The 19,248-nt window shown below is 48.5% G+C and carries 19 protein-coding genes; 9 read left to right on the plus strand and 10 right to left on the minus strand.

Annotation, left to right across the window (positions count from 1 at the left end; all coding sequences use genetic code 11):
• The first annotated feature begins 14 nt into the window (after positions 1–14).
• The gene (locus LL912_RS23965) at positions 15–1,196 is read left to right on the plus strand and encodes an oxygenase MpaB family protein (protein WP_235556163.1); all 1,182 of its coding nucleotides are present in this window, start codon (positions 15–17) and stop codon (positions 1,194–1,196) included.
• 197 nt (positions 1,197–1,393) lie between these two features.
• Here LL912_RS23965 and LL912_RS23970 read toward each other — a convergent pair whose 3' ends face one another.
• Positions 1,394–2,119, minus strand: a complete 726-nt coding sequence (locus LL912_RS23970) for a hypothetical protein (RefSeq protein ID WP_235556164.1) — start codon at positions 2,117–2,119, stop codon at positions 1,394–1,396.
• 43 nt (positions 2,120–2,162) lie between these two features.
• Positions 2,163–2,795 (minus strand): FMN-binding negative transcriptional regulator, encoded by a 633-nt coding sequence (locus LL912_RS23975; protein WP_235556165.1) that lies wholly within the window; start codon positions 2,793–2,795, stop codon positions 2,163–2,165.
• Positions 2,796–2,975: 180 nt separating this feature from the next.
• Here LL912_RS23975 and LL912_RS23980 point away from each other — a divergent pair, with 180 nt between their 5' ends.
• Together LL912_RS23980 and LL912_RS23985 are read left to right on the plus strand one after the other, a co-directional pair.
• Positions 2,976–3,677: a VIT1/CCC1 transporter family protein gene (locus LL912_RS23980; protein ID WP_235556166.1), complete on the plus strand. Its 702-nt coding sequence runs from the start codon at positions 2,976–2,978 to the stop codon at positions 3,675–3,677.
• Between the two features lie 277 nt (positions 3,678–3,954).
• A complete protein-coding gene (locus LL912_RS23985; protein ID WP_235556167.1) occupies positions 3,955–4,446 on the plus strand; it encodes a hypothetical protein in 492 nt (163 codons plus the stop codon).
• A gap of 3 nt (positions 4,447–4,449) precedes the next feature.
• Here LL912_RS23985 and LL912_RS23990 read toward each other — a convergent pair whose 3' ends face one another.
• Together LL912_RS23990 and LL912_RS23995 are read right to left on the minus strand one after the other, a co-directional pair.
• On the minus strand, positions 4,450–5,595 hold the full coding sequence (locus LL912_RS23990; RefSeq protein WP_235556168.1) for a methionine aminotransferase: 1,146 nt from the start codon (positions 5,593–5,595) through the stop codon (positions 4,450–4,452).
• Positions 5,596–5,619: 24 nt separating this feature from the next.
• Positions 5,620–6,276, minus strand: a complete 657-nt coding sequence (locus LL912_RS23995) for an HD domain-containing protein (protein WP_235556169.1) — start codon at positions 6,274–6,276, stop codon at positions 5,620–5,622.
• 342 nt (positions 6,277–6,618) lie between these two features.
• On the opposite strand from LL912_RS23995, the gene LL912_RS24000 reads away from it, so the two are divergent.
• Positions 6,619–7,809: a M20 metallopeptidase family protein gene (locus LL912_RS24000; RefSeq protein WP_235556170.1), complete on the plus strand. Its 1,191-nt coding sequence runs from the start codon at positions 6,619–6,621 to the stop codon at positions 7,807–7,809.
• Here the strand turns inward: LL912_RS24000 and LL912_RS24005 are convergent.
• On the minus strand, positions 7,806–8,366 hold the full coding sequence (locus tag LL912_RS24005) for a GNAT family N-acetyltransferase (RefSeq protein WP_235556171.1): 561 nt from the start codon (positions 8,364–8,366) through the stop codon (positions 7,806–7,808). The genes LL912_RS24000 and LL912_RS24005 overlap by 4 nt on opposite strands.
• A 59-nt stretch (positions 8,367–8,425) precedes the next feature.
• Between LL912_RS24005 and LL912_RS24010 the strand changes: the two genes are divergently transcribed.
• The 3 genes from LL912_RS24010 (at position 8,426) to LL912_RS24020 (ending at position 10,772) form a co-directional block, all read left to right on the plus strand.
• Positions 8,426–9,523, plus strand: coding sequence for a DUF3810 domain-containing protein (locus tag LL912_RS24010; protein WP_235556172.1), 1,098 nt, complete (start codon positions 8,426–8,428; stop codon positions 9,521–9,523).
• A gap of 161 nt (positions 9,524–9,684) precedes the next feature.
• Positions 9,685–10,206, plus strand: a complete 522-nt coding sequence (locus tag LL912_RS24015; protein WP_235556173.1) for a GNAT family N-acetyltransferase — start codon at positions 9,685–9,687, stop codon at positions 10,204–10,206.
• A 50-nt stretch (positions 10,207–10,256) separates the two neighbouring features.
• Positions 10,257–10,772 carry a 5' nucleotidase, NT5C type gene (locus LL912_RS24020; RefSeq protein WP_235556174.1) on the plus strand — a complete coding sequence of 172 codons (516 nt, stop codon included), beginning with the start codon at positions 10,257–10,259 and terminating at the stop codon, positions 10,770–10,772.
• Here LL912_RS24020 and LL912_RS24025 read toward each other — a convergent pair.
• The 5 genes from LL912_RS24025 to folK form a co-directional block, all read right to left on the minus strand.
• Positions 10,767–12,047 carry a CinA family nicotinamide mononucleotide deamidase-related protein gene (locus LL912_RS24025; protein WP_235556175.1) on the minus strand — a complete coding sequence of 427 codons (1,281 nt, stop codon included), beginning with the start codon at positions 12,045–12,047 and terminating at the stop codon, positions 10,767–10,769. The two genes, LL912_RS24020 and LL912_RS24025, sit on opposite strands and share 6 nt — an antisense overlap.
• 265 nt (positions 12,048–12,312) lie before the next feature.
• Positions 12,313–13,122 (minus strand): 3-keto-disaccharide hydrolase, encoded by an 810-nt coding sequence (locus tag LL912_RS24030; protein WP_235556176.1) that lies wholly within the window; start codon positions 13,120–13,122, stop codon positions 12,313–12,315.
• A 309-nt stretch (positions 13,123–13,431) separates the two neighbouring features.
• Complete coding sequence (locus LL912_RS24035) at positions 13,432–14,694, minus strand: MFS transporter (RefSeq protein ID WP_235556177.1); 1,263 nt, start codon at positions 14,692–14,694, stop codon at positions 13,432–13,434.
• A 263-nt stretch (positions 14,695–14,957) separates the two neighbouring features.
• Positions 14,958–15,593, minus strand: a complete 636-nt coding sequence (locus LL912_RS24040) for a deoxynucleoside kinase (RefSeq protein ID WP_235556178.1) — start codon at positions 15,591–15,593, stop codon at positions 14,958–14,960.
• A 35-nt stretch (positions 15,594–15,628) separates the two neighbouring features.
• Positions 15,629–16,108 (minus strand): 2-amino-4-hydroxy-6-hydroxymethyldihydropteridine diphosphokinase, encoded by a 480-nt coding sequence (gene folK, locus LL912_RS24045; RefSeq protein ID WP_235556179.1) that lies wholly within the window; start codon positions 16,106–16,108, stop codon positions 15,629–15,631.
• A 204-nt stretch (positions 16,109–16,312) separates the two neighbouring features.
• Between folK and sppA the strand changes: the two genes are divergently transcribed.
• Positions 16,313–18,067 carry a signal peptide peptidase SppA gene (gene sppA / locus LL912_RS24050; protein ID WP_235556180.1) on the plus strand — a complete coding sequence of 585 codons (1,755 nt, stop codon included), beginning with the start codon at positions 16,313–16,315 and terminating at the stop codon, positions 18,065–18,067.
• Between the two features lie 91 nt (positions 18,068–18,158).
• Entirely contained in the window at positions 18,159–19,247 is a 1,089-nt protein-coding gene (locus LL912_RS24055; protein ID WP_235556181.1) for an ABC transporter permease, read from the plus strand.
• The last annotated feature ends 1 nt before the right edge of the window (position 19,248 follow it).

A 19,248-nucleotide genomic window follows, 5' to 3' on the forward strand; every position in this document is an offset into this window, starting at 1 on the left:
TGTTTTGAAATTTTATGGAAACGCCTTCCCGTTACCAGGTTAATACCACATCCTTTGATTACTACTGGAAAAAAGGAGCTGGTCGTTCATTATTACAGCAATTAGGATACATACCCGATATCCGGAATGCGGATTCGTTTAAACGCTATTTAATGGAATGGGACCGGGACGGAGACACGGTTGTACAAAAGCTGTATAACCAGTTGGGGTTTGCAACGGCACATGCTGCACTGGAAGCATACCTGAACAAGGAGGAGGTAAGCGCCGAAGCTGCCGCGGTACTGGACTGCTTCTTCAGCACTTTTGAAACCAACCCTTCCTGGCTGGATCATGATAAAATAGATAAAGGGATTGAATTGAGCCAGCGCTCCGGCATTCCCGGCCTGCTGGTACTGCGGAATTATTGTTTAATGGGCGGTTATGAATCGGCGGCCATCAACAAGCCGCTGATCTATACCGGTGCATTAAAGAAAGGTGCGGCAAAACGGCTTACGGAAACCACGCTTTTCTGGATCGGCATTACCCGCACGGGAACCTTCAAAGAAGGGGGACACGGATTGTTCCAGGTGCTCAGCACCCGGCTGATTCATGCATACTCCCGGGTAAGCATCCTGGAAAAAACCGATTGGGACACCGCACAGTGGGGTGTGCCGCTGAATATCTGGGACATGCTGGCCACCCAGCTGGGCTTTTCGCTGGTTTTTCTTACCGGACTGCGGCGTATGGGGTTCCGGCCTTCTGCCGAAGAAACGGATGGCCTCTTTCACCTGTGGAAATATATTGGTTATCTTTTAGGTATTCCGTTAGAATTATTGCCGGAGAACGAACCGGAAGCGATTGAGGCGCTGTATTACTGGACGATGACGCAATCGAAAGGTGATGCTGATTCTGTGGCATTGGCTCAGGCGCTGATCAGTGAAACCGTTACATCCGGTTTCCCCAAGTCGATATGGGCAAGGAGACTAATGCAGCAGCTGCACCTGTTTTATAACTATTTCTTTTTGGGAACCTATTCCTGCCGGTTGCTGCAGATCCCCAAACCGGTGGTGGGAAACATCGCCTACTTCTTTTTATGGCGCCTGAGAAGGCTGGAACGGAAAATGAGTGAGGCCACATTTCGTGCAAAAGCCGTCCGGGACGGCGGCGCGCGCCAGGCCCGTGCGCTGGAGATATATTTGAAGTATAAACGGTTCTGACCTGGTTTAGAGTGAAAAATATAAAATATTAAATGTAACATGCAGAAGTGATTTTTCACGGGAACGGCATCTGCGGAATAAAAGGAGGGAATCGGATTCCGGTAAAGCTGCAGATCTAAAAGCGGGTAACGGGAGTCTTATACTTTTAAATTTTACATTCAATATTTCTTATTGGTTATTGCTCCTCTAAATGATCATCACCTCGCGCAGGTATAAGCAGTATAAGTAGGGGTACCGTCCTTTTGTTGCTGTTCCACTGTATATACTTTCCTGAAGTTACCATCGGTTGTTTTTTTTAACAATGCCACACCTGCATCGTATTTCTGAAGCAGATACGTCATCGCGGCTTCTTCTGTGGCCCCGTTCCAGCCTTTCAGTTGATTGACCTCATCCACCAGTGATTTTGGGAATGTAGGCTGATACTGCATCTGAGCAAGGTTATCGCGGATGCCCCGTACCCTTGGGAACCGTGTATTAAAGGCTTTAGCGGCCTCGATATTGACCAGTACGAGCGCATATTGGGTTCCGTTGGGCAACACAACAAATTTTTGGTATTCTCCGTTGCTGGCGATTGCCTGGTCAATAAACTGATAGAGGTCGCCACTTGACGGCGGGCGGTTCTCGGGGTGATTGTGCAGGTCTGCAAAACGATTAATAATAGCAGGGACGATGGCCGTATTCACAGCGCCGTTACTGACGGCAGAGTAAAGGATGCTGTCAGTGGATATGCAACCGAAGGATACGGCATGTTCCTTTTGATCAGTTGCAGCCCTGATGACGGCTGCCAGTGCATTACGGTATGGCTGCTGTTTTGAAAATAACGTGGCCTTTTCAGCGGCGGTTTTGGCGTCTGCGCAGGAACTCGATAACCGGTGTGCCGGGGATGCGGGTGGGCGAAGACAACCTGCTATAAAAGAAAACATAATCGCCGGAACAGATAAACAAATGCATCTTATTGTGCCGGTGTTATAAGCCGTCATGGCACTGCCGGTTTTTTTGCATATATGCTGCTATATAACGTGCGCTGCTATCCTGGCTTTGAGAAAGGGTATGAATGATCCTTTCCTGTTCGGCTGCGGTTTTATTCTGACTTAGTTTTTGTTTGGCCTGGATGTCCGTAGCCCGGATCTTAAATGCCACAATGCCCTGGCTCATTTTGAATTTGAAATCATTCGGAAGCTGATCGTACCGGACTTTGTAGGCCGCTTCATAATGGGCAACAGTCTGATCCAGTACCCGGAAGACTGCATCCTGTTCAGTAATGAGGCTGCCTTCGCCATACACATGAGCGGCCATATAATTCCAGGTAGGTACATTCAGTTCCTTTTCATAATGAAAGGGGGAAATATAAGCATGCGGCTCCTGGAATAGTACCAGCACCTGCTCATTATTTTCGATGTGCTTCCATTGAGGATTCGCTTTAGCAAAATGCGAAACCAACACCAGCGCATCATCATCCTGCTCTACAAGAAAGGGCAAATGTGTGGCAACGGGCAATCCATCGGTACCGGCTGTAACAATAGTTCCGAATGAAAACCGTTCTATAAAAGCGCGGATCTCATTGTTGTTGGTTATTCGATTGATCGAAGGAATATACACAGTCGTAAAAATTATTTGTTGATGAACCGATAACAGGTGCCGGAACAAAGTTAAAGGCTTTCTTTGAATATGGATCGGTTATGCATCGGGTGCCGGATAAATGATTAATTTAGCAATGCATGGAGCGGCACAGGAAATGGTCTGTCGGGATTCTTATTTCAAACGGCTTAATGATTTATTATGGAGCGTCAACATTTTTTAGAACTACATTATATTAACCGGAGCGGCTGGCTGCGCGCTGCGGTACTCGGAGCCAATGACGGCATCCTGTCGACATCGAGTCTTGTGATTGGTATTGCAGCGGCAACGGAGCTGCGTAACCCGATTGTGCTGGCAGCGCTGGCGGGTATTGTAGCGGGAGCATTTTCCATGGCGGCGGGAGAATATGTGTCAGTAAGCTCCCAGTCGGATATTGAAACAGCCGATCTGAAAAGAGAAGAAGAAGAACTAGCCACCATGCCGGAGGTGGAATTAAAAGAGCTGGCGAAAATATATGAGCGCCGCGGACTGGCTCCGGAACTGGCCATGGAAGTAGCCCAGGCGCTTACTGCGCATAATGCCCTGGAGGCGCATGCCAAGGATGAACTGGGCATTAATGAAATAACCCAGGCCCGGCCTTTCCAGGCGGCCATGGCATCCGGCGCGTCCTTTATTGCAGGCGGCTTGCTGCCCCTGCTGGTAGCCATTTTCGCTCCGGTTAAATATATGGTGGTTAGCGAATATGTTTGCGCCATCCTATTCCTGGCTCTTGCAGGGATGGTGGCCGCCCGTGCCGGCGGGTCCAGCGTCATAAAAGGGATCCTGAGGGTCTGTTTCTGGGGTACGGTAGCGATGGGCGCAACCGCGTTGGTGGGTTATTTGTTTGGAGTGCAGACGGGATAGGAGGAAGGTTTAACGTTCAAAGTTCAACGTTTCAGGTCGGATCTTGCGTTTCGCTCGGTGCTGGCGTTTAATTTCCGGGCTCTACAATATCCTGGATCGGAGGACAGACCATAAAGCAGCAACGACACCTCTACTTTCTCATTTAATATTTCACATTCCATATTTAAGTTCACCTCAGTGGGTCGGGTTAATCTTTTCTTAATTCGGCTTTGAAGGATCAAATTAAGAAACGCCTCGGTTTATTTTTGCTTATAATTAAAACGAGCAACCGCCGTCTATGAAAAAATTAACGCTTTTCCTGTTGTGGATGTTTTGTTCTACTGCATTGTTTTCACAGGTATATAAACTGGAGACGGTGTTTTCTAACAGGGGACGCAGTGCTTACCTTTCTTACTGGAAACCGCTTGAGGGCGGGGTAAACCGGGAAAAAAAGGATACGTTTTCGCTTTGGGGATATCACCTGTATCACGACAACTGGGCCACCGGTGCTTATGAAGTGGAATATTTTAAAGGAAGCGCCGCAGAGATGTATAGCCTGTTGCAGGAAATTGCGGCGTTCTCCGAAAAATACAGCCATGAGGATAAAGTGATCACCGAGATTAAAGGCATGCGTGTTAAAACTGTCAACCAGTTAGGATTCAAGTATACACTGGTATTTGATAAAGAACATAAGGTTGCATGTACGTTTACTCAAAAGCAATGGAAGGCCATCCTGGATACCTTTGAATCTTATTGCAAAACCAATCAGATCAGTTACGGCAGCAGGTAATATTTATAAACCGCAGAGGATTTCCGTGGCGGCGTACAGGATATCGTCACTTTTTGCAAAGCTCAATCGTACCTGTTTTATTCCCGGAGCTTTCCGGTAAAAGGCGCTTAACGGAATAGCCGCTACTTTATGCTCGATAGCCAGCCAGCGGGCAAAAGCTACATCATCCATATCACTGATGGCGCTATAATCGAATAGCTGGAAGTAGGTGCCTTTTGATACGGCATTGAGCCGAAACCGGGAAGGTTGCATCCTGCTTATCAGCAGATCTCTTTTGGCCTGCAGCATTACAGAGGCAGGATCCTGGTCGGGCAGTAAAAGATATTTTGCCAGGGCGTACTGGGCCGGTGTATTGACGCTGAAGCTGAGGTACTGATGGATCGATCGAAACGCTTCGGTGAGTACCGGTGCCGCAATAACAAACCCCACCTTCCAGCCGGTAATATGATACATTTTGCCGAAGGAATACACAGACAGTAGTTTACCTTCCAGGCCTCTTTGAAGAAACCCCGGCAGGTGTTGCAGGCCGTCGTATACAATCGTATCATAAACCTCATCCGATATGACATAGATTTCCCGGCCGCCAATGATCGAAGCCAGCTGGGCCCAGTCTGCCTGCGTCCATACCCTGCCGGTAGGATTATGTGGCGTGTTGATGATGATGGCCCTTGTTTGAGCCGTAATGGCATCGCTGATCTGCTGCCAGTCGATTTCAAAATTTTTCTGTGCATTAAGCCGGATACAAACCGGAATGCCGCCATTGATCTCGATGGCAGGTACATAACAATCAAAGGCTGGTTCCAGGTAAATAACTTCATCGCCTTTATTCAGCACGGTTGCCAGTGCGGTAAATATACCGTAAGTAGCGCCAGGGGTAATGGTCACTGTATCCGGGTTGCAGCAGGAATTCCGGTACCGGTTGTTAAAAACAGTGGCAATGTTTTCCCGCAGTTCCATCAGGCCGGGCATCGGGGCATACTGGTTGAACCCTTCGGTAGTGGCTTCTTTCAGCAGGTCACTCAATGCCGGGTATACCGGGAAATCGGGCAGGCCCTGCGAAAGATTATAGGCGTTTTCTTTCCGGGCAAGGGAAGACATGGTCGTAAAAATATTAAGTGCTGCAGCTGTATGTTTGGGGATGATTGCCATGTGCTTGGTTTAACAGGGTCTTGATTAGTTTAATCCGTTCCATTCCCGGTAAAATTGTTCCACAAAGGTTTCCATGAACCGGTGCCGGTCTTCTGCCATTTTTTTACCCGCTTTCGTGTTCATTTTATCCTTTAGTAAAAACAACTTTTCATAAAAATGATTGATAGTGGGCGCTTCATTGGTTTTGTATTGCTCCCTGGTGGCATATTGTACTGGTTTGATTGCAGGATCGTACAATTTCCGGTTCTTAAAGCCTCCATAGTTAAAAGCACGGGCAATGCCGATGGCGCCCAGTGCATCCAGCCGGTCAGCATCCTGTACAATATCCAGTTCAATGGTCCGGTAGCTTTCCGTGTCATAACTTCCTTTAAAGGATATATGCCGGATGATGTTTTCCACCGAGATGATAACGGGTTCGGCCACCTGTTCCCTTTCCAGGAACTCCCGGGCGATGCGCGGGCCCAGGCTTTCATCCCCATTGTGAAATTTGGCGTCTGCAATATCATGCAATAAGGCCCCCAGCTCTACGGTAAGCAGGTCGGCCTTTTCCTGCATGGCAATCTGTTTTGCGGTTTTCCAAACGCGCTCTACATGAAACCAGTCGTGCCCGGCTTCCGCTCCCTGCAATTGCTGCTGAACAAAATGAATGGTTTTTTCAATAATATCGTTGTGCATCGTCATGTTAATAAGGATTCCGGAACAAAGATATTTATTTCGGAATAAGACCGTGCAGGGCCGGAGCATCTTAATTGCTTCATTGAAATAATTGAGGATAACTTTCCCTGATGATGGCTCTGATTTCTACGTGTATTTTTGCTTGTTCTTTTAAAGGAACTATCCGGTTCTGCCCTTGATTTGGTAAATTACAGGGGCTAACATCTTTATGGGAAGAGGGGTTATTGCAGGCCTATTATTAGGGCGGGTGAACAAATTACAGCTGTTTCCCGTTGTAATTTAAGGCAGCTGTGTTAATTTTACTCCTTGCTGGTTATTGGTATACAAACGCAAATACAGGATTACAAAATGGAGCTAAAACAAAAGGTTAAGGCTGCGGCTGCGGCTCTCAAAGAGGAAGTGACCGGTTATCGGAGGCATCTGCACCAGCATCCGGAACTTTCTTTTAAAGAATTCCGTACTTCAGCATTTATAAAAGAAGCGCTGGATGAAATGGGCATTACCTGGGAGCCCATTGCAGGAACCGGTGTTCTTGCGGTCATAAAGGGGGGCGGAACTTCTGACAAGGTTATCGCGTTGCGGGCAGATATCGACGCGTTGCCCATTACCGAGGCCAACGCCGTTGACTACCGTTCCGTGAATGAAGGAGTGATGCATGCTTGCGGGCATGATGCGCACACGGCATCGCTGCTGGGCGTGGCTCGGATTCTGGAATCGATGAAGGCCGATTTTTCAGGAACGGTTAAGCTGATTTTTCAGCCGGGGGAAGAAGTGTTGCCGGGTGGAGCGAAACAGGTGATTAAAGATGGTGGCTTAACCGATCCGCAGGTGGATGTGGTGCTGGGGCAACATGTCATGCCGGCGATCCCTGCGGGGAAGATCGGTTTGCGTACCGGTTTGTTTATGGCTTCTATGGATGAAATAAAAATAGAAGTATACGGAAAGGGCGGCCATGGTGCAGAGCCACATAAAGGCGTTGATCCGGTGATGATCACCTGTTCGCTATTACAGGCATTGCAGCAGGTGGTCAGCCGCAATGCACCTCCGTTAATGCCAACCGTGCTCTCTTTTGGGAAATTGAAGGCTGATGGGGCGATCAATATCATTCCGGATATGGTGCTCATTGAAGGAACATTCCGCACGCTCGATGAATCGTGGCGTGAGCAGGCACATCGCCGTATAAAAGAGTTGGCTCATACACTGGTTACAGGCATGGGCGGCCGCTGCGAGATCGAGATCCGGAAGGGATATCCCCACCTGAAAAATGACGAAGGGCTGGGAGCACAGATGCGGGCTTTCTTTGAGGAATACGCAGGCCGGGAGCAGCTCCTTCACCAGGATATCTGGATGGCCTCAGAGGATTTTGCTTATTATAGCCAGGAGTTACCTTCTTTTTTCTATCTGCTGGGGGTAGGTAATGAAGCGCGTGAAATCCGGTCGGCATTGCATACGCCTACATTTAATATTGATGAGGATGCCCTGGAACTGGGAATGGGACTAATGGCCTATACCGCGCTCCGGTGGCTGCAAAATGCTTAGAACGGCTCATCCAGCAATAGTCCCATAAGAATATTGTCTGTAAACCGGCCGTCCGGTTCTTTTATATAGTATAGTTGCCGCCCGGCTTCCCGGAATCCCATTTTCTGATAAAGTGCAATAGCCTTTTCATTGGTGGCGTGTACATGCAACCAGATATGTTTGAGAGTGCGTTTTTGCCGGGCCCAGCTTATGGCCGTTTGGATCAGGGAGGTTCCGAGACCAACAGATTGCCATTGGTTCCGGATGGCAATCCCCAGCAGGGCATTATGACGGATCTTGCTGCGCGCCTCTCCGCGCAACTGAAGGTTCCCGATGATTTGATGATTGTATTCGGCGACCAATAACAGGCTGTTGTCGCTTTCGTTCAGCGAACGGATCCAGGCCCGTTCCTGAGGCCTGGTAAAATTAAATTCATTAATGGTGGTAATAAGGTAAGGGCTTTCCTGCAGATAACGCCAGCCTGCCTCCAGCAATCCTTCCGCATCTGTTTTTACTGCGGCTCTTATGGTAACGGTAATTTTGTTCTTTAGTGTTACAATAACCGGATCGATTTTCATACTCAAAATTAACGAGAGCCGGGGTATGATCATTCATTTAATATGATACATTTGTTTTTATGAATTGGCTGATATGGACACGTAAACACAGGACCTGGGTGCTGCTGGGCGCAGCGGCGCTTTTGATTAAGCTGGTTTCACTGTTTCCTGCTTTGGTGGAAACCTGGTACACCCGCGGCTTTTATATCCTTGTTTCAAAGGCGCTGCGGTTTCTGTTTGGGTGGATTCCTTTTAGTATCGGAGATATCCTTTATGCGGTTCTGATCTTTTTTTTGATATACCGCGGCCTTCGTGGTCTTGCCTGGCTTTTCCGCGGGCGCAAAAAAGATGTCGGATGGAGTGCCGGTTTCCGGAAGCTAGGCCTTGCGCTGTTGCTGCTTTATGTGATTTTTTATGCTGCCTGGGGCCTCAATTACAGCCGGCAGGGGATTGCCGTTCAGTTTGGTCTTCCGGATAAAAAGCCGACCACACAGGATCTGGATACCCTGGTGTGGCTGCTGCATAACCGCATCAATCATGATGTAACCTTGTTGCGGGTACAGGACCGGGATTCGCTTGCCAACCAGGCTTATCTTTTTAATCAGGCAGAGCAAGCCTACCAGCTTACCCGGAAAAAATACCCTTTTTTAGACAGCCGGCCGGTGTCGGTAAAGGCCTCGCTTTTTGGCCGGCTCATGAATTATACGGGCGTTCAGGGGTATTATAACCCATTTTCAGGAGAAGCACAGGTGAATACAACCATACCTTCCTTCCTCCTGCCTTCAGTGGTGACGCATGAAATCGGCCACCAGGCCGGTTATGGAATGGAAAGCGAGGCCAATTTCCTGAGTTTTTTAGCCAGCAGGCAACATCCTTCGATCCATTTTCAGTATGCCACCGATTTTGTAATGTATGCTTATGCACAAAGTATGCTATACATGGCCGATTCTTTAAAGATGAAACAATATGACAGCACCCTTCACCCGCAGGTGCAGCGGGATATGGCCGAGTACCGGGCGTTTTACGAAAAATACCAGGGCCGGGTAGAAACCATGATCAGCTGGTTGTATGCCAATTATCTGAAGATCAACAACCAGCCCGCAGGGAAATATGCGTACGATGAAGTGGTGATCTGGCTTATAGGCTGGTACAAGAAGTATGGAAAGACCGCTATATGATAAACCGGAATTTTATATGGGTTTGAAGCCGGGAGCGGGAAAACGCGTATACCATCCTATAAAACCCTGAACCGCTTCGTAATTCTAAAATTTCGCAAAGATTTTCAGTCCTTCTTTGATTCCGTATCCCGTTTCTTTAAATTTGGTAAAATTTCAGATCAATGGACGTATTGATTCGGGAAGAGCACAGTGCAGATATAACGGCCATTTCCGAGGTAAACGAAGAGGCTTTTGGAAGGGCAGACGAAGCGAACCTGGTAGACCTTCTCAGAAACGGCGGTGCTTTTGTTCCGGAACTTTCGCTGGTAGCGGAAATTGACGGCGTGATTGTAGGGCACGTGCTTTTTACCAAAATAAAGATTATTGACAGTTTCAATCATCACTTTGAAAGTCTGGCGCTGGCGCCGATAGCGGTCCGCAGCTCCTTTCAGCGGCAGGGTATCGGTGCAGCCCTGATAAAGGCCGGATTGAATAAGGCCCGGGAAATCGGCTATCTTTCTGTAATTGTGCTGGGACATGAAACCTACTACCCGAAATTTGGTTTTCAACCGGCTTCACGCTGGAATATTCAGGCTCCGTTTGATGTACCGGATGAGGCCTTTATGGCCGTGGAACTGGTGGAATGCGGTTTGAAAAAAGTATCGGGTATTGTGGTGTATGCAAAAGAATTCGAAGCCGTTTAAACCCCTAAAGAATGACCTTGTAAGACGGTGCTTCATGGGAAAATATTTATATGAAACGTTTGATTATCGATATGGACGGAGTACTGGCCGATGTGTACAGCCAGTTCCGGAAATATGAGCGGTTAGACCTGGGCATCGAGCAGGAAGAGGCGGCCCTTATTGGCAAAACAGAACGGGAGGCATTTAAAAATGTAAGGACGTATGTCAATTCACCGGGATTTTTCCTGGAAGCCCCGTTGATGTCGGGCTGTGTGGAAGTAGTACAGCAATTAAACCAGCAATACGATCTGTATATTGTTTCTGCCGCTATGGAATTCCCCCTCAGCCTGTATGAAAAATATCAATGGCTGCAACAGCATTTTCCGTTTTTGATCTGGGAGCAACTGGTACTTTGTGGTTCCAAGAAAATTGTTCAAGGTGATATCATGCTGGATGATCATTTTAAAAACCTGGATCATTTTAACGGGAAGACCCTGTTGTTTTCTCAACCCCATAATATGAAAAAGGATCCCGGAAAACATCAGCGCGTAGCAAACTGGCAGGAAGTACAACTGGTCTTACTATAAAGCAGGCGCTACTTCCTGGCCGAGGATCACTTTGCGCAATAATAAAAGCGCCTGCATCGTGGTGATCTCGATATTTTGTTCACGGTCGAACCGGAGTTGTAATAATTTGGTAACAACGCGGTCCTGGTTCCCTGCGGCGATCCAGATGGTGCCCACGGGCTTGGTGGGCGTGCCCCCGTCGGGGCCGGCAATACCGGAGGTTGCTACCGCATAGTCGGCGCCCAGCTGCTGTAAAGCACCCTTTACCATGGCGGTAACCGTTTCGCTGCTTACGGCGCCTTGCGTGCGCAGTGTTTCAGACGGCACACCCAGCAGGGCTTCTTTAACGAGATTGGAATAAGATACGATACTTCCGATATAATAAGCGGATGCTCCCGGTATCCGGGTGATCCAGTGCGCTATATTACCGCCGGTACAGCTTTCAGCGGTGGCTATTGTTTTTTTCTGGCGCAGCAACAAGTGGCCGATGATCTTTTCAATGGGTTCATCTTCTTTCGAAACAATAATATCATCCAGTAGTGCTGTCATCTGGTCGAACTGGAAACGGATCTGCTCGGCCAGTTGCGCTTCATGCTGGCCCTGCGCGGTAAGACGCAGTTTTACCATTCCGTAGCTGGGCAGGTATGCGAGCTTTATATGCCGGGGCAGCGCAGCTTCAAAATCCAGCAACCGCTCAGCCACCATCGACTCGCCCATACCGGCTGTAAGTGCCGTGTGGTGAATAATAAACGGGAATTTAAAATATTTCAGCAAACGGGGAATTACTTCCCCCACCAATAGTCCTTTCATCTCATGAGGTACACCGGGCAAAGAAACAAAGACTACGTTCCGGCCGTTCACATTTTTTTCGAACCACATGCCCGGTGCAGAACCGCGGGCATTGTGCAATACCTTGGCTACATCGGGCACTTCAGCCTGCTTTTTGTTGCGTTCGGCAATGGGGCCGGGCCGGCGGTACACCTCCCGGAACAGGTATTCGATATGTTGTGCCACACCGGGATCAATGACCATTTTTCCGCCGAAATAATGGTTCAAAAGCGGTTTGGTAATATCATCCGCCGTTGGACCCAGTCCACCGGTGAGGATAATGATCTGTGCCTGGTTCGATTCCTCGTTCAGCGCAAGCTCAATATCTTCTGCTGTATCACCCACGGCCACCCGTCTTTTGACCCAGATGCCTACTTTATTAAATTCCTGCGCAATAAAGGCGCTGTTGGTGTCGATGGTTTGTCCGATCAATAATTCATCCCCGATTGTAATAATAGACGCGTTCATAAATTGCTGAGCATTTAGTGCGCAAATATCCTTATTCTTCTGTTACCGGATTAAAAATTGCCTGATTGGCTCTGAGGCCTGTGTTTGGCAGCCTGCAGAGATCCCTCCGCTTCGGTCGGGATGACGGAGATGATCCTGGCGGGGATGACGAGGGGCCTGGTTGGGGATAGCACGGATGGTCTTGAACGGGGATGTCGGAGATGGTCCTGGCCCGAGATGGCGCGGATGGCCTGTCTGACCGGATCGGAACCCGGTTTTCCGGGGCTTATTTTAATTCTTTTAACCGGATATTCCTGAAATCGATGGGCTGCCCTTCGCTTTGCAAGGCAATATAACCGGAGGTAAGCGGCTTACCGTCGATTTTCTGTCCGGGCGTATAGCGGTTCACTACGGGACCACCAATCTGGGGTTTGGAATATTGCATTACGGTGTCGCCTTCGATGATGTGCGTGATCAGGGAGTCGCCATGCACGATCAGTTCGCCTTTTACCCAAACACCGGGCGGATAGGTTTTGGAAGAGGAGTTGATGCAATGCCGGGTATCCAGTTTTCCCTGGTAAAAAATATGGGTACCTGGTGAGCACATATTGCCGGTTGTCCTGGGCTGCCCGTCTGCCAGGCCTGCGAGCAGCTGCATTTCAATAGAGATGGGCCAGTCCTGTTCCTTTGGCATGGTACGCGGATCCTGGGAGTGATACATGATGCCGCTGTTTTCAATGGTGTACTCCGGCGCATCAGTTCTCCATTCCGATTGCGGCTGGAACCGGTATTCAAATTTCAGATGGTAATGGGATAACGGTGTTTTATAATACAAATGCCCGTAACGTTCATTAAAATAATCATAACCATCGTACCGCACTTTAATCATGCCGTCTTCTGCCCGGAAGGTGTTGGCGTAGTTATCACCGGTTTCATGGTGCTGGATCTTTACGATCCAGTTGTCGAGATTTTTACCATTGAACAGGCTGATCCAGCCATCTTGCTCCGCAGTGCGGCGTGCGCTGGTGCAGCCGTGGAAAAAAAACACTGCGGTAAAGGAAAAAAGAACTACGGATAAATACTGTTTGGAGCACATAAAATGGTTTGAATAAAGATAGGAAATTGTATAAAAAGCAGGGGTGGTTTTCTGTTGCGAGGGAATTTGGAAATCTGGGAATGTAAAAAGGTGGGAATGAAGCCGCCATTGCTGACAGATAAACCTTCCTTCGGAAGCGATCAGAGAGCCAAAACCTGAAAATGAAAAGACAAAAAACAAATTTCAACAGTATAAGCGCATAATGATCGTTGATAACCAACTGAAACGTAGCTGCCGGGTGATGCACCGGCGCTGAAGTGAGTGACACAAGTAAAGCTGGGCAGCGTACTGCTGGCGGGTATATAAAAATCAGTATTCAAATTTCCTGAGGGTAGGTGCTTTCAACCAGGCCGTAATCACCACAACGAGGGTCATCCCCCCGCCAAATACAACCGAGGGGATAACCCCCAACGCGCGGGACATCATACCACTTTCGAACTGACCGAGTTCGTTACTGCTGGTCACAAACATACTGCTTACACTGCTTACCCGGCCACGCATATGATCCGGCGTTAATAACTGCATTACCGTGCCCCGGACCACCACACTGATGCCGTCGAGGATGCCGGATACGAGCAGTGCAACAAATGAAAGGAGGAACCATTTGGAGAGCCCGAATAAAATGATGCAAATGCCATAACCCGCAACGGCGATCAGCATTTTTTTGCCCTGGGCCTTTTTCATGGGAAAAAAGGTAAGGGTTAGCACAATGATGATGGATCCGATGTCGGAAGCGGCATTGAGCCAGCCATAGCCCATGGGGCCGATCTTCAAAATATCGGAAGCGAACACCGGGATCATGGCAACCGCGCCTCCGAACAGCACGGCAAACATATCCAGCGCCATCGCAGCTAACAAGGCCTTGGTACGAAACACAAAACGCAGGCCTTCTTCCACGCTTTCCCAGGTTTTCTTTTCCACGTTGCCTTTAAAGGGCGGTTTGGGCTTCAGCCGTGTTAGTGTAAGCAGGGCGATAAAGATGAGCGTGGCAATGACGATAAACGTGTTGGTAATACCGGCCAGTGCAATTAAGAAACCACCCACAGCATGCCCTGTAACGGAAGCGGAAAGCCAGGTGCCCTGGCTCCAGGTAGTGGCGTTCTGAAGCAGGTGCCGGGGAACAATATTGGCGATCATTGAATTCAGGGAAGGGCCGGCAAAGGAACGTAGGATGCCGGTAAAAAAGAAGGTGCCATAGATAAACCAGGTGATGTGCCGGATATGCAGGGAATGCTGTGCCGCATTAGTAGAAAGAAATAAAAGAAAACAGGCCGCCAGGAAATAACCGGTGATCGATTGCAGCAGTAATTTTTTTTTATCGCTGATATCCACTTTATGGCCGGAATATAGGGCCAGGGATAATGCAGGGATCACTTCTGAAAGTCCGATCCACCCAATGGCTGCGGGATCCTTGGTGAGTTTATAAATCCACCAACCCACAACGGTGGTGATCATGCGCATGGCACACACAAACAAAAAACGTCCGGTCATCAGATGCCTGTATTCAGGAATGCGTACTGCCCCAAAGGGGTCATCGGTTACCTGAACCACAGGTTGTTGTTCATTTTCCATGGAGGGTGCAAAGGTAGCTACCCCTTCGGGGAATGTAAAATATCCAATAATAAATTTTAAATGTAAATGTGAAGATACCGTTACTGCTCCGTGTATGCTCTCCGATTGATAATTCTACAGATTTAGACGATCGATATTAGACAACAGGCATTTAATGTAGTGTCTAGTATCCAGCATCTCACACCAGCAGCAACGAAATCTAACCCGTCACGGCGGGCACGCATGAAACGTTGAACGTGAAACCTTAAACCAGCCCTTCCGGCTCAGGGCTCCAGCGAGACAGGGTGCAGCCCGGGAGGATAAGTTTGGTCCAGCGCATTCATAATGATGTTGAGATGCCGGTCGGTGGTAATAAAATCCGCATGAGTGGCATCTACAAATAAAATGGGCAGGGGCAGCTGCTTAATATACGGCAGGTAGGTTTCCTGGATGCGCTGCAGGTATTCGTCCGGAATTTTTTGCTCGTAGCTGCGCTGCCTTTTTTTTATGTTTTCCTGTAATTTCCGTATGGGAGCATGCAGGTAGATCAGCACCTGCGGCTGTATCAGTTGTTGCTGTATGATCTCAAACAGGCGTTGATAAAGCTTGTACTCATCATCGGAAAGGGTAACCCGGGCAAAGAGCAGGGATTTTGTAAACAGGTAGTCACTGATCGTGAGTTGCTGGAACATATTTTTTTGAGCGAGCAGTTCCTGTAATTGTTTATACCGCTCTGCCATAAAGAACAGCTCCAGCGGGAAGGCAAATTGCTGCGGATTTTCATAAAATTTCGGCAGAAAGGGGTTGTCGGCAAATGCTTCCAGCACCAGGCGTGCATTGTATGCTTTGCTCAATGCTGTTGCAAGGGTTGTTTTCCCTGCTCCAATATTTCCCTCGATGGTAATAAAATCGTACTGCATGTAACCGGCTGCAAAGTAAGCACAATTTTGAAACCTTATATTTTTTTTACGGGGGAGTCATCACTTACCGCCGCAAGCAACTGCCGGATGGTTTGGTGCAGCACCGGGTGCTGTACTTCCGGAGCGATCTCATGCAGCGGTGCCAATACAAACCGGCGTTCCTGCATCCGGGGATGGGGCAGGGTCACCAGGGGTAAGGTACAAATAAGATGATTATATAATAAAATGTCGATATCGATTACCCGCGGGCCATATCGTTCATTCCGGACCCGTCCCATTTCCGATTCGATCCTCAGGATGGTTTGCATCAGCGGCTCCGGCTGCAATGCGGTGGAAACCTCGAGGGCCTGGTTGTAAAAATCAGGTTGATGCACCATTCCCCACGCGGCGGTTTCGTAAATGGAAGAGGCCCTCCCGATAGGACCGATATACTCACGGATCAGGACACGGGCCTGTGCCAGATGGGCGGAGCGGTCGCCCAGATTGCCTCCTATCAATAAATATGCATGGTTCATCCTGGATGTACAAATGTGGAAGATGATTTTTTATGCTGCCTTTTTGCATGACCGCAAAGCTTACACAGTGCTGTGTTGCCATCACCAGCCTTAGCCTGTTTCGCCTGTTTTGCGCGGGTAATAAAAGGTTCTGCCTTCTACACGTCAAATATCTTTAATTTTGACATCTTATCAAAAGAAGACCTCATTTAAAAAATAACTAGAATGCGTTCCTTTTTTAAAATATTCCTGGCTTCCTTCCTGGCGCTCCTGGTTTTTTGTGCCATTGGTTTTTTCTTTTTTATGGGGATGGCCAGCAGTGCTGTTTCCAGTTCGATGCCGGTCATTACAGATCCATCGGTACTGAAAATTAACCTGGGGGAGGTATATACAGAGCTGCCTTCCAGGGATGTGTCTTCCATCGTACAGGCAAAGTCGCTGGAAGAGACCCCGGCTTTATATGATGTGATCCGGCTGATCAGGAAGGCTAAAACAGACGACCGGATCAAGGCCATCTATCTGGAAGCAAACGGAAATGCCAACGGTTTTGCCTCCAGCGATGAGATCCGGACCGCGTTGGCGGATTTTAAAAGCTCCGGGAAGGAAATCATTGCATTTGGGAATACCATGACCCAGAAGGCCTATGCGGTGGCCAATATTGCCAATAAGATATATGTAAGCCCTTCCGGGGATTTTGAATGGGTAGGGTACCGGGTGAGCTATCTGTTTTTGAAAGGTGCGCTGGACCGGCTGCAGATCAATCCGCAGATCTTTTACGCAGGGAAATTTAAAAGTGCCACGGAGCCGTTGCGTGCAGAGAAGATGACGGAAGCCAACCAGTTACAAACAAGCGTTTGGCTAAACGATCTCTATGCGGATTTTTTGCAAAAGACTGCAGCGGCGCGAAAACTGGATACGGCTGCTTTACACCAGTGGGCCAATGAGGGGGCAATCGTTACGCCTCAGGTAGCCATGGAACGTAAGCTGATCGATGGTGTTCGTTATGATGATGAGCTGCAGTCAGAGATCAAGCGGCAGCTGAAAATAGACAGTACGGACAAGATTAATTTTGTAAGTATCGGCCAGTATGCCCAGGTAAATAAAGACCTGGGAGGAAGCGGCGAAAAAATAGCACTGATCTATGCCACGGGTAATATTGTAGACGGAAAAGAAGATGAAGGGGTAATCAGCGACGGTGTGTATGTAGACCTGTTGCGGAAGGCCCGCTTGGACCCTTCCATTAAAGCCGTTGTGGTTCGCGTAAATTCCGGAGGCGGCAGTGCGCTGGCCAGCGATCATATCTGGCGGGAAATGAAACTGGCGAGAGCTGCAAAGCCCTTGATGGTGAGCTTTGGAGATGTAGCCGCATCCGGCGGTTATTATATGTCCTGTGCCGCAGACAGCATTTTTGCATTGCCAGGTACGCTTACCGGATCGATTGGTGTATTTGGCGTAATACCCGATATGAGCGCATTTCTCAAAAATAAGTTGGGTGTAACCTTTGATGGCGTGAGCACCGGCCCGCTGGCTAATGCAGGTTCCATTGACCACCCGATGACGGAACAGGAAAAAAAGATTGTGCAGGGCAGCATTGAACGGGTTTACGACCAGTTTAAACAACGCGTGGCGGAAGGCCGTAAAAAAGACACTGCTTATATTGAAACCATTGCCCAGGGGCGTGTATGGACGGGCTTACGGGCCCAAGAGATCGGGCTGGTAGACAGCTACGGAGGCTTGCAGGATGCAATCAATGCCGCCGCAAAAAAGGCGGGACTGAAAGAGTTTGAAGTGAAGGAGTATCCCAGGTACGGCAATTTACTGGAGCGGATCCTCGGTTTTAGTAAGAGCAACAGTGCTGAAACAATGGTGAAACAGGAGCTGGGACCTGAATCTGCAAAAGTCTACCAACAACTGAAAGCTGTAAAGCAACTGACCAACAGCGTACAGGCCCGGCTGCCATTTGAATTTTTTATCCGGTAGGCGGTTGGAATCGTGATTGGGCAATAGTGAATAGGAAAATAAAAAAAGCATCCCAAGTATTGGAGTCAATACCGGACATTAAAGAGATAAAATGAAGTATCGTCAGTCGCGGGCCCTCTGGGCCATCACAAAGGCAAGTTTTAAAGCCATATTCAGTCAGCCTTCCTCACTTTTTTTCAGTTTGCTGTTTCCCATTGTATTTATCCTGATTTTTGGCGCATTTACCGACAGGCCTCCAGCTGCAAGAAGCGTGGCGATTGATCCGCTGGGTGATACCACCGGTGTTTTTTTAGACAGCCTGATGAACAGCGGTTTTATGAGGGTAGTATCTTATAAAGATACGGTGACCCGCAACGCCGACCTTACCAGGGGGAAACTCGATGCGGTATTGCGGATCAGGAGCACCGGCAATACCGCAGGGGCGCAGGTATTGATCCGGACCAGCGAAGCAGGAGCGGCGGCCTTGCCGGCCCTGATTCGAACGATCGACTATGCAGCGCTTCGCATGCAGTTGAACGCGGCACGTATAAAAAAGGACTACACCATCCGGACGGAAATCGTGCCTGGAAAGAAATACCGTTCCATCGACTTTGTGCTGCCGGGGCAGCTGGGCTTTTCAGTATTATTTTCCACCTTATTTGGTATCGCCTTTGTCTTTTTTAACCTCAGGGAGCAACTGGTCTTAAAGCGATTCTATGCATCACCGGTAAAAAAGCTCAATATCCTGATCGGGATCGGGGTCAGCCGCCTTTCTTTCCAACTCATCAATGTGGTGGTGCTGATCCTGTTTGGCCATTTCTTCTTACGCTTCACCCTGGTACACGGGGCACTCACGTTTGTGGAGATGCTGCTGCTTTCCATAGTGATGTTATTCCTGCTGATGGGCGTGGGCCTGATCATTAGCAGCATTGCAAAAAATGATACGGTTATCCCACTAATGATCAATGTTTTTGGATTTCCCCAGATATTGCTTTCCGGAACCTTTTTTCCTGTTGATGTATTCCCGAAATGGATGCAGCAGCTTTGTGAACTGTTACCGTTGACGCAATTTAACGATGCCATGCGCAAGGTGTCTTTTGAAGGGTTGCATCTTTACGACTGCTGGAAAGAGCTGGGATACCTGGGGATCTGGATTATAGTAATTTATTTCATTGTGTCTCGAATTATGCGGTGGGAATAGG

The organism is Niabella agricola, from assembly GCF_021538615.1.
GTDB classification, from domain to species: Bacteria; Bacteroidota; Bacteroidia; order Chitinophagales; family Chitinophagaceae; genus Niabella; species Niabella agricola.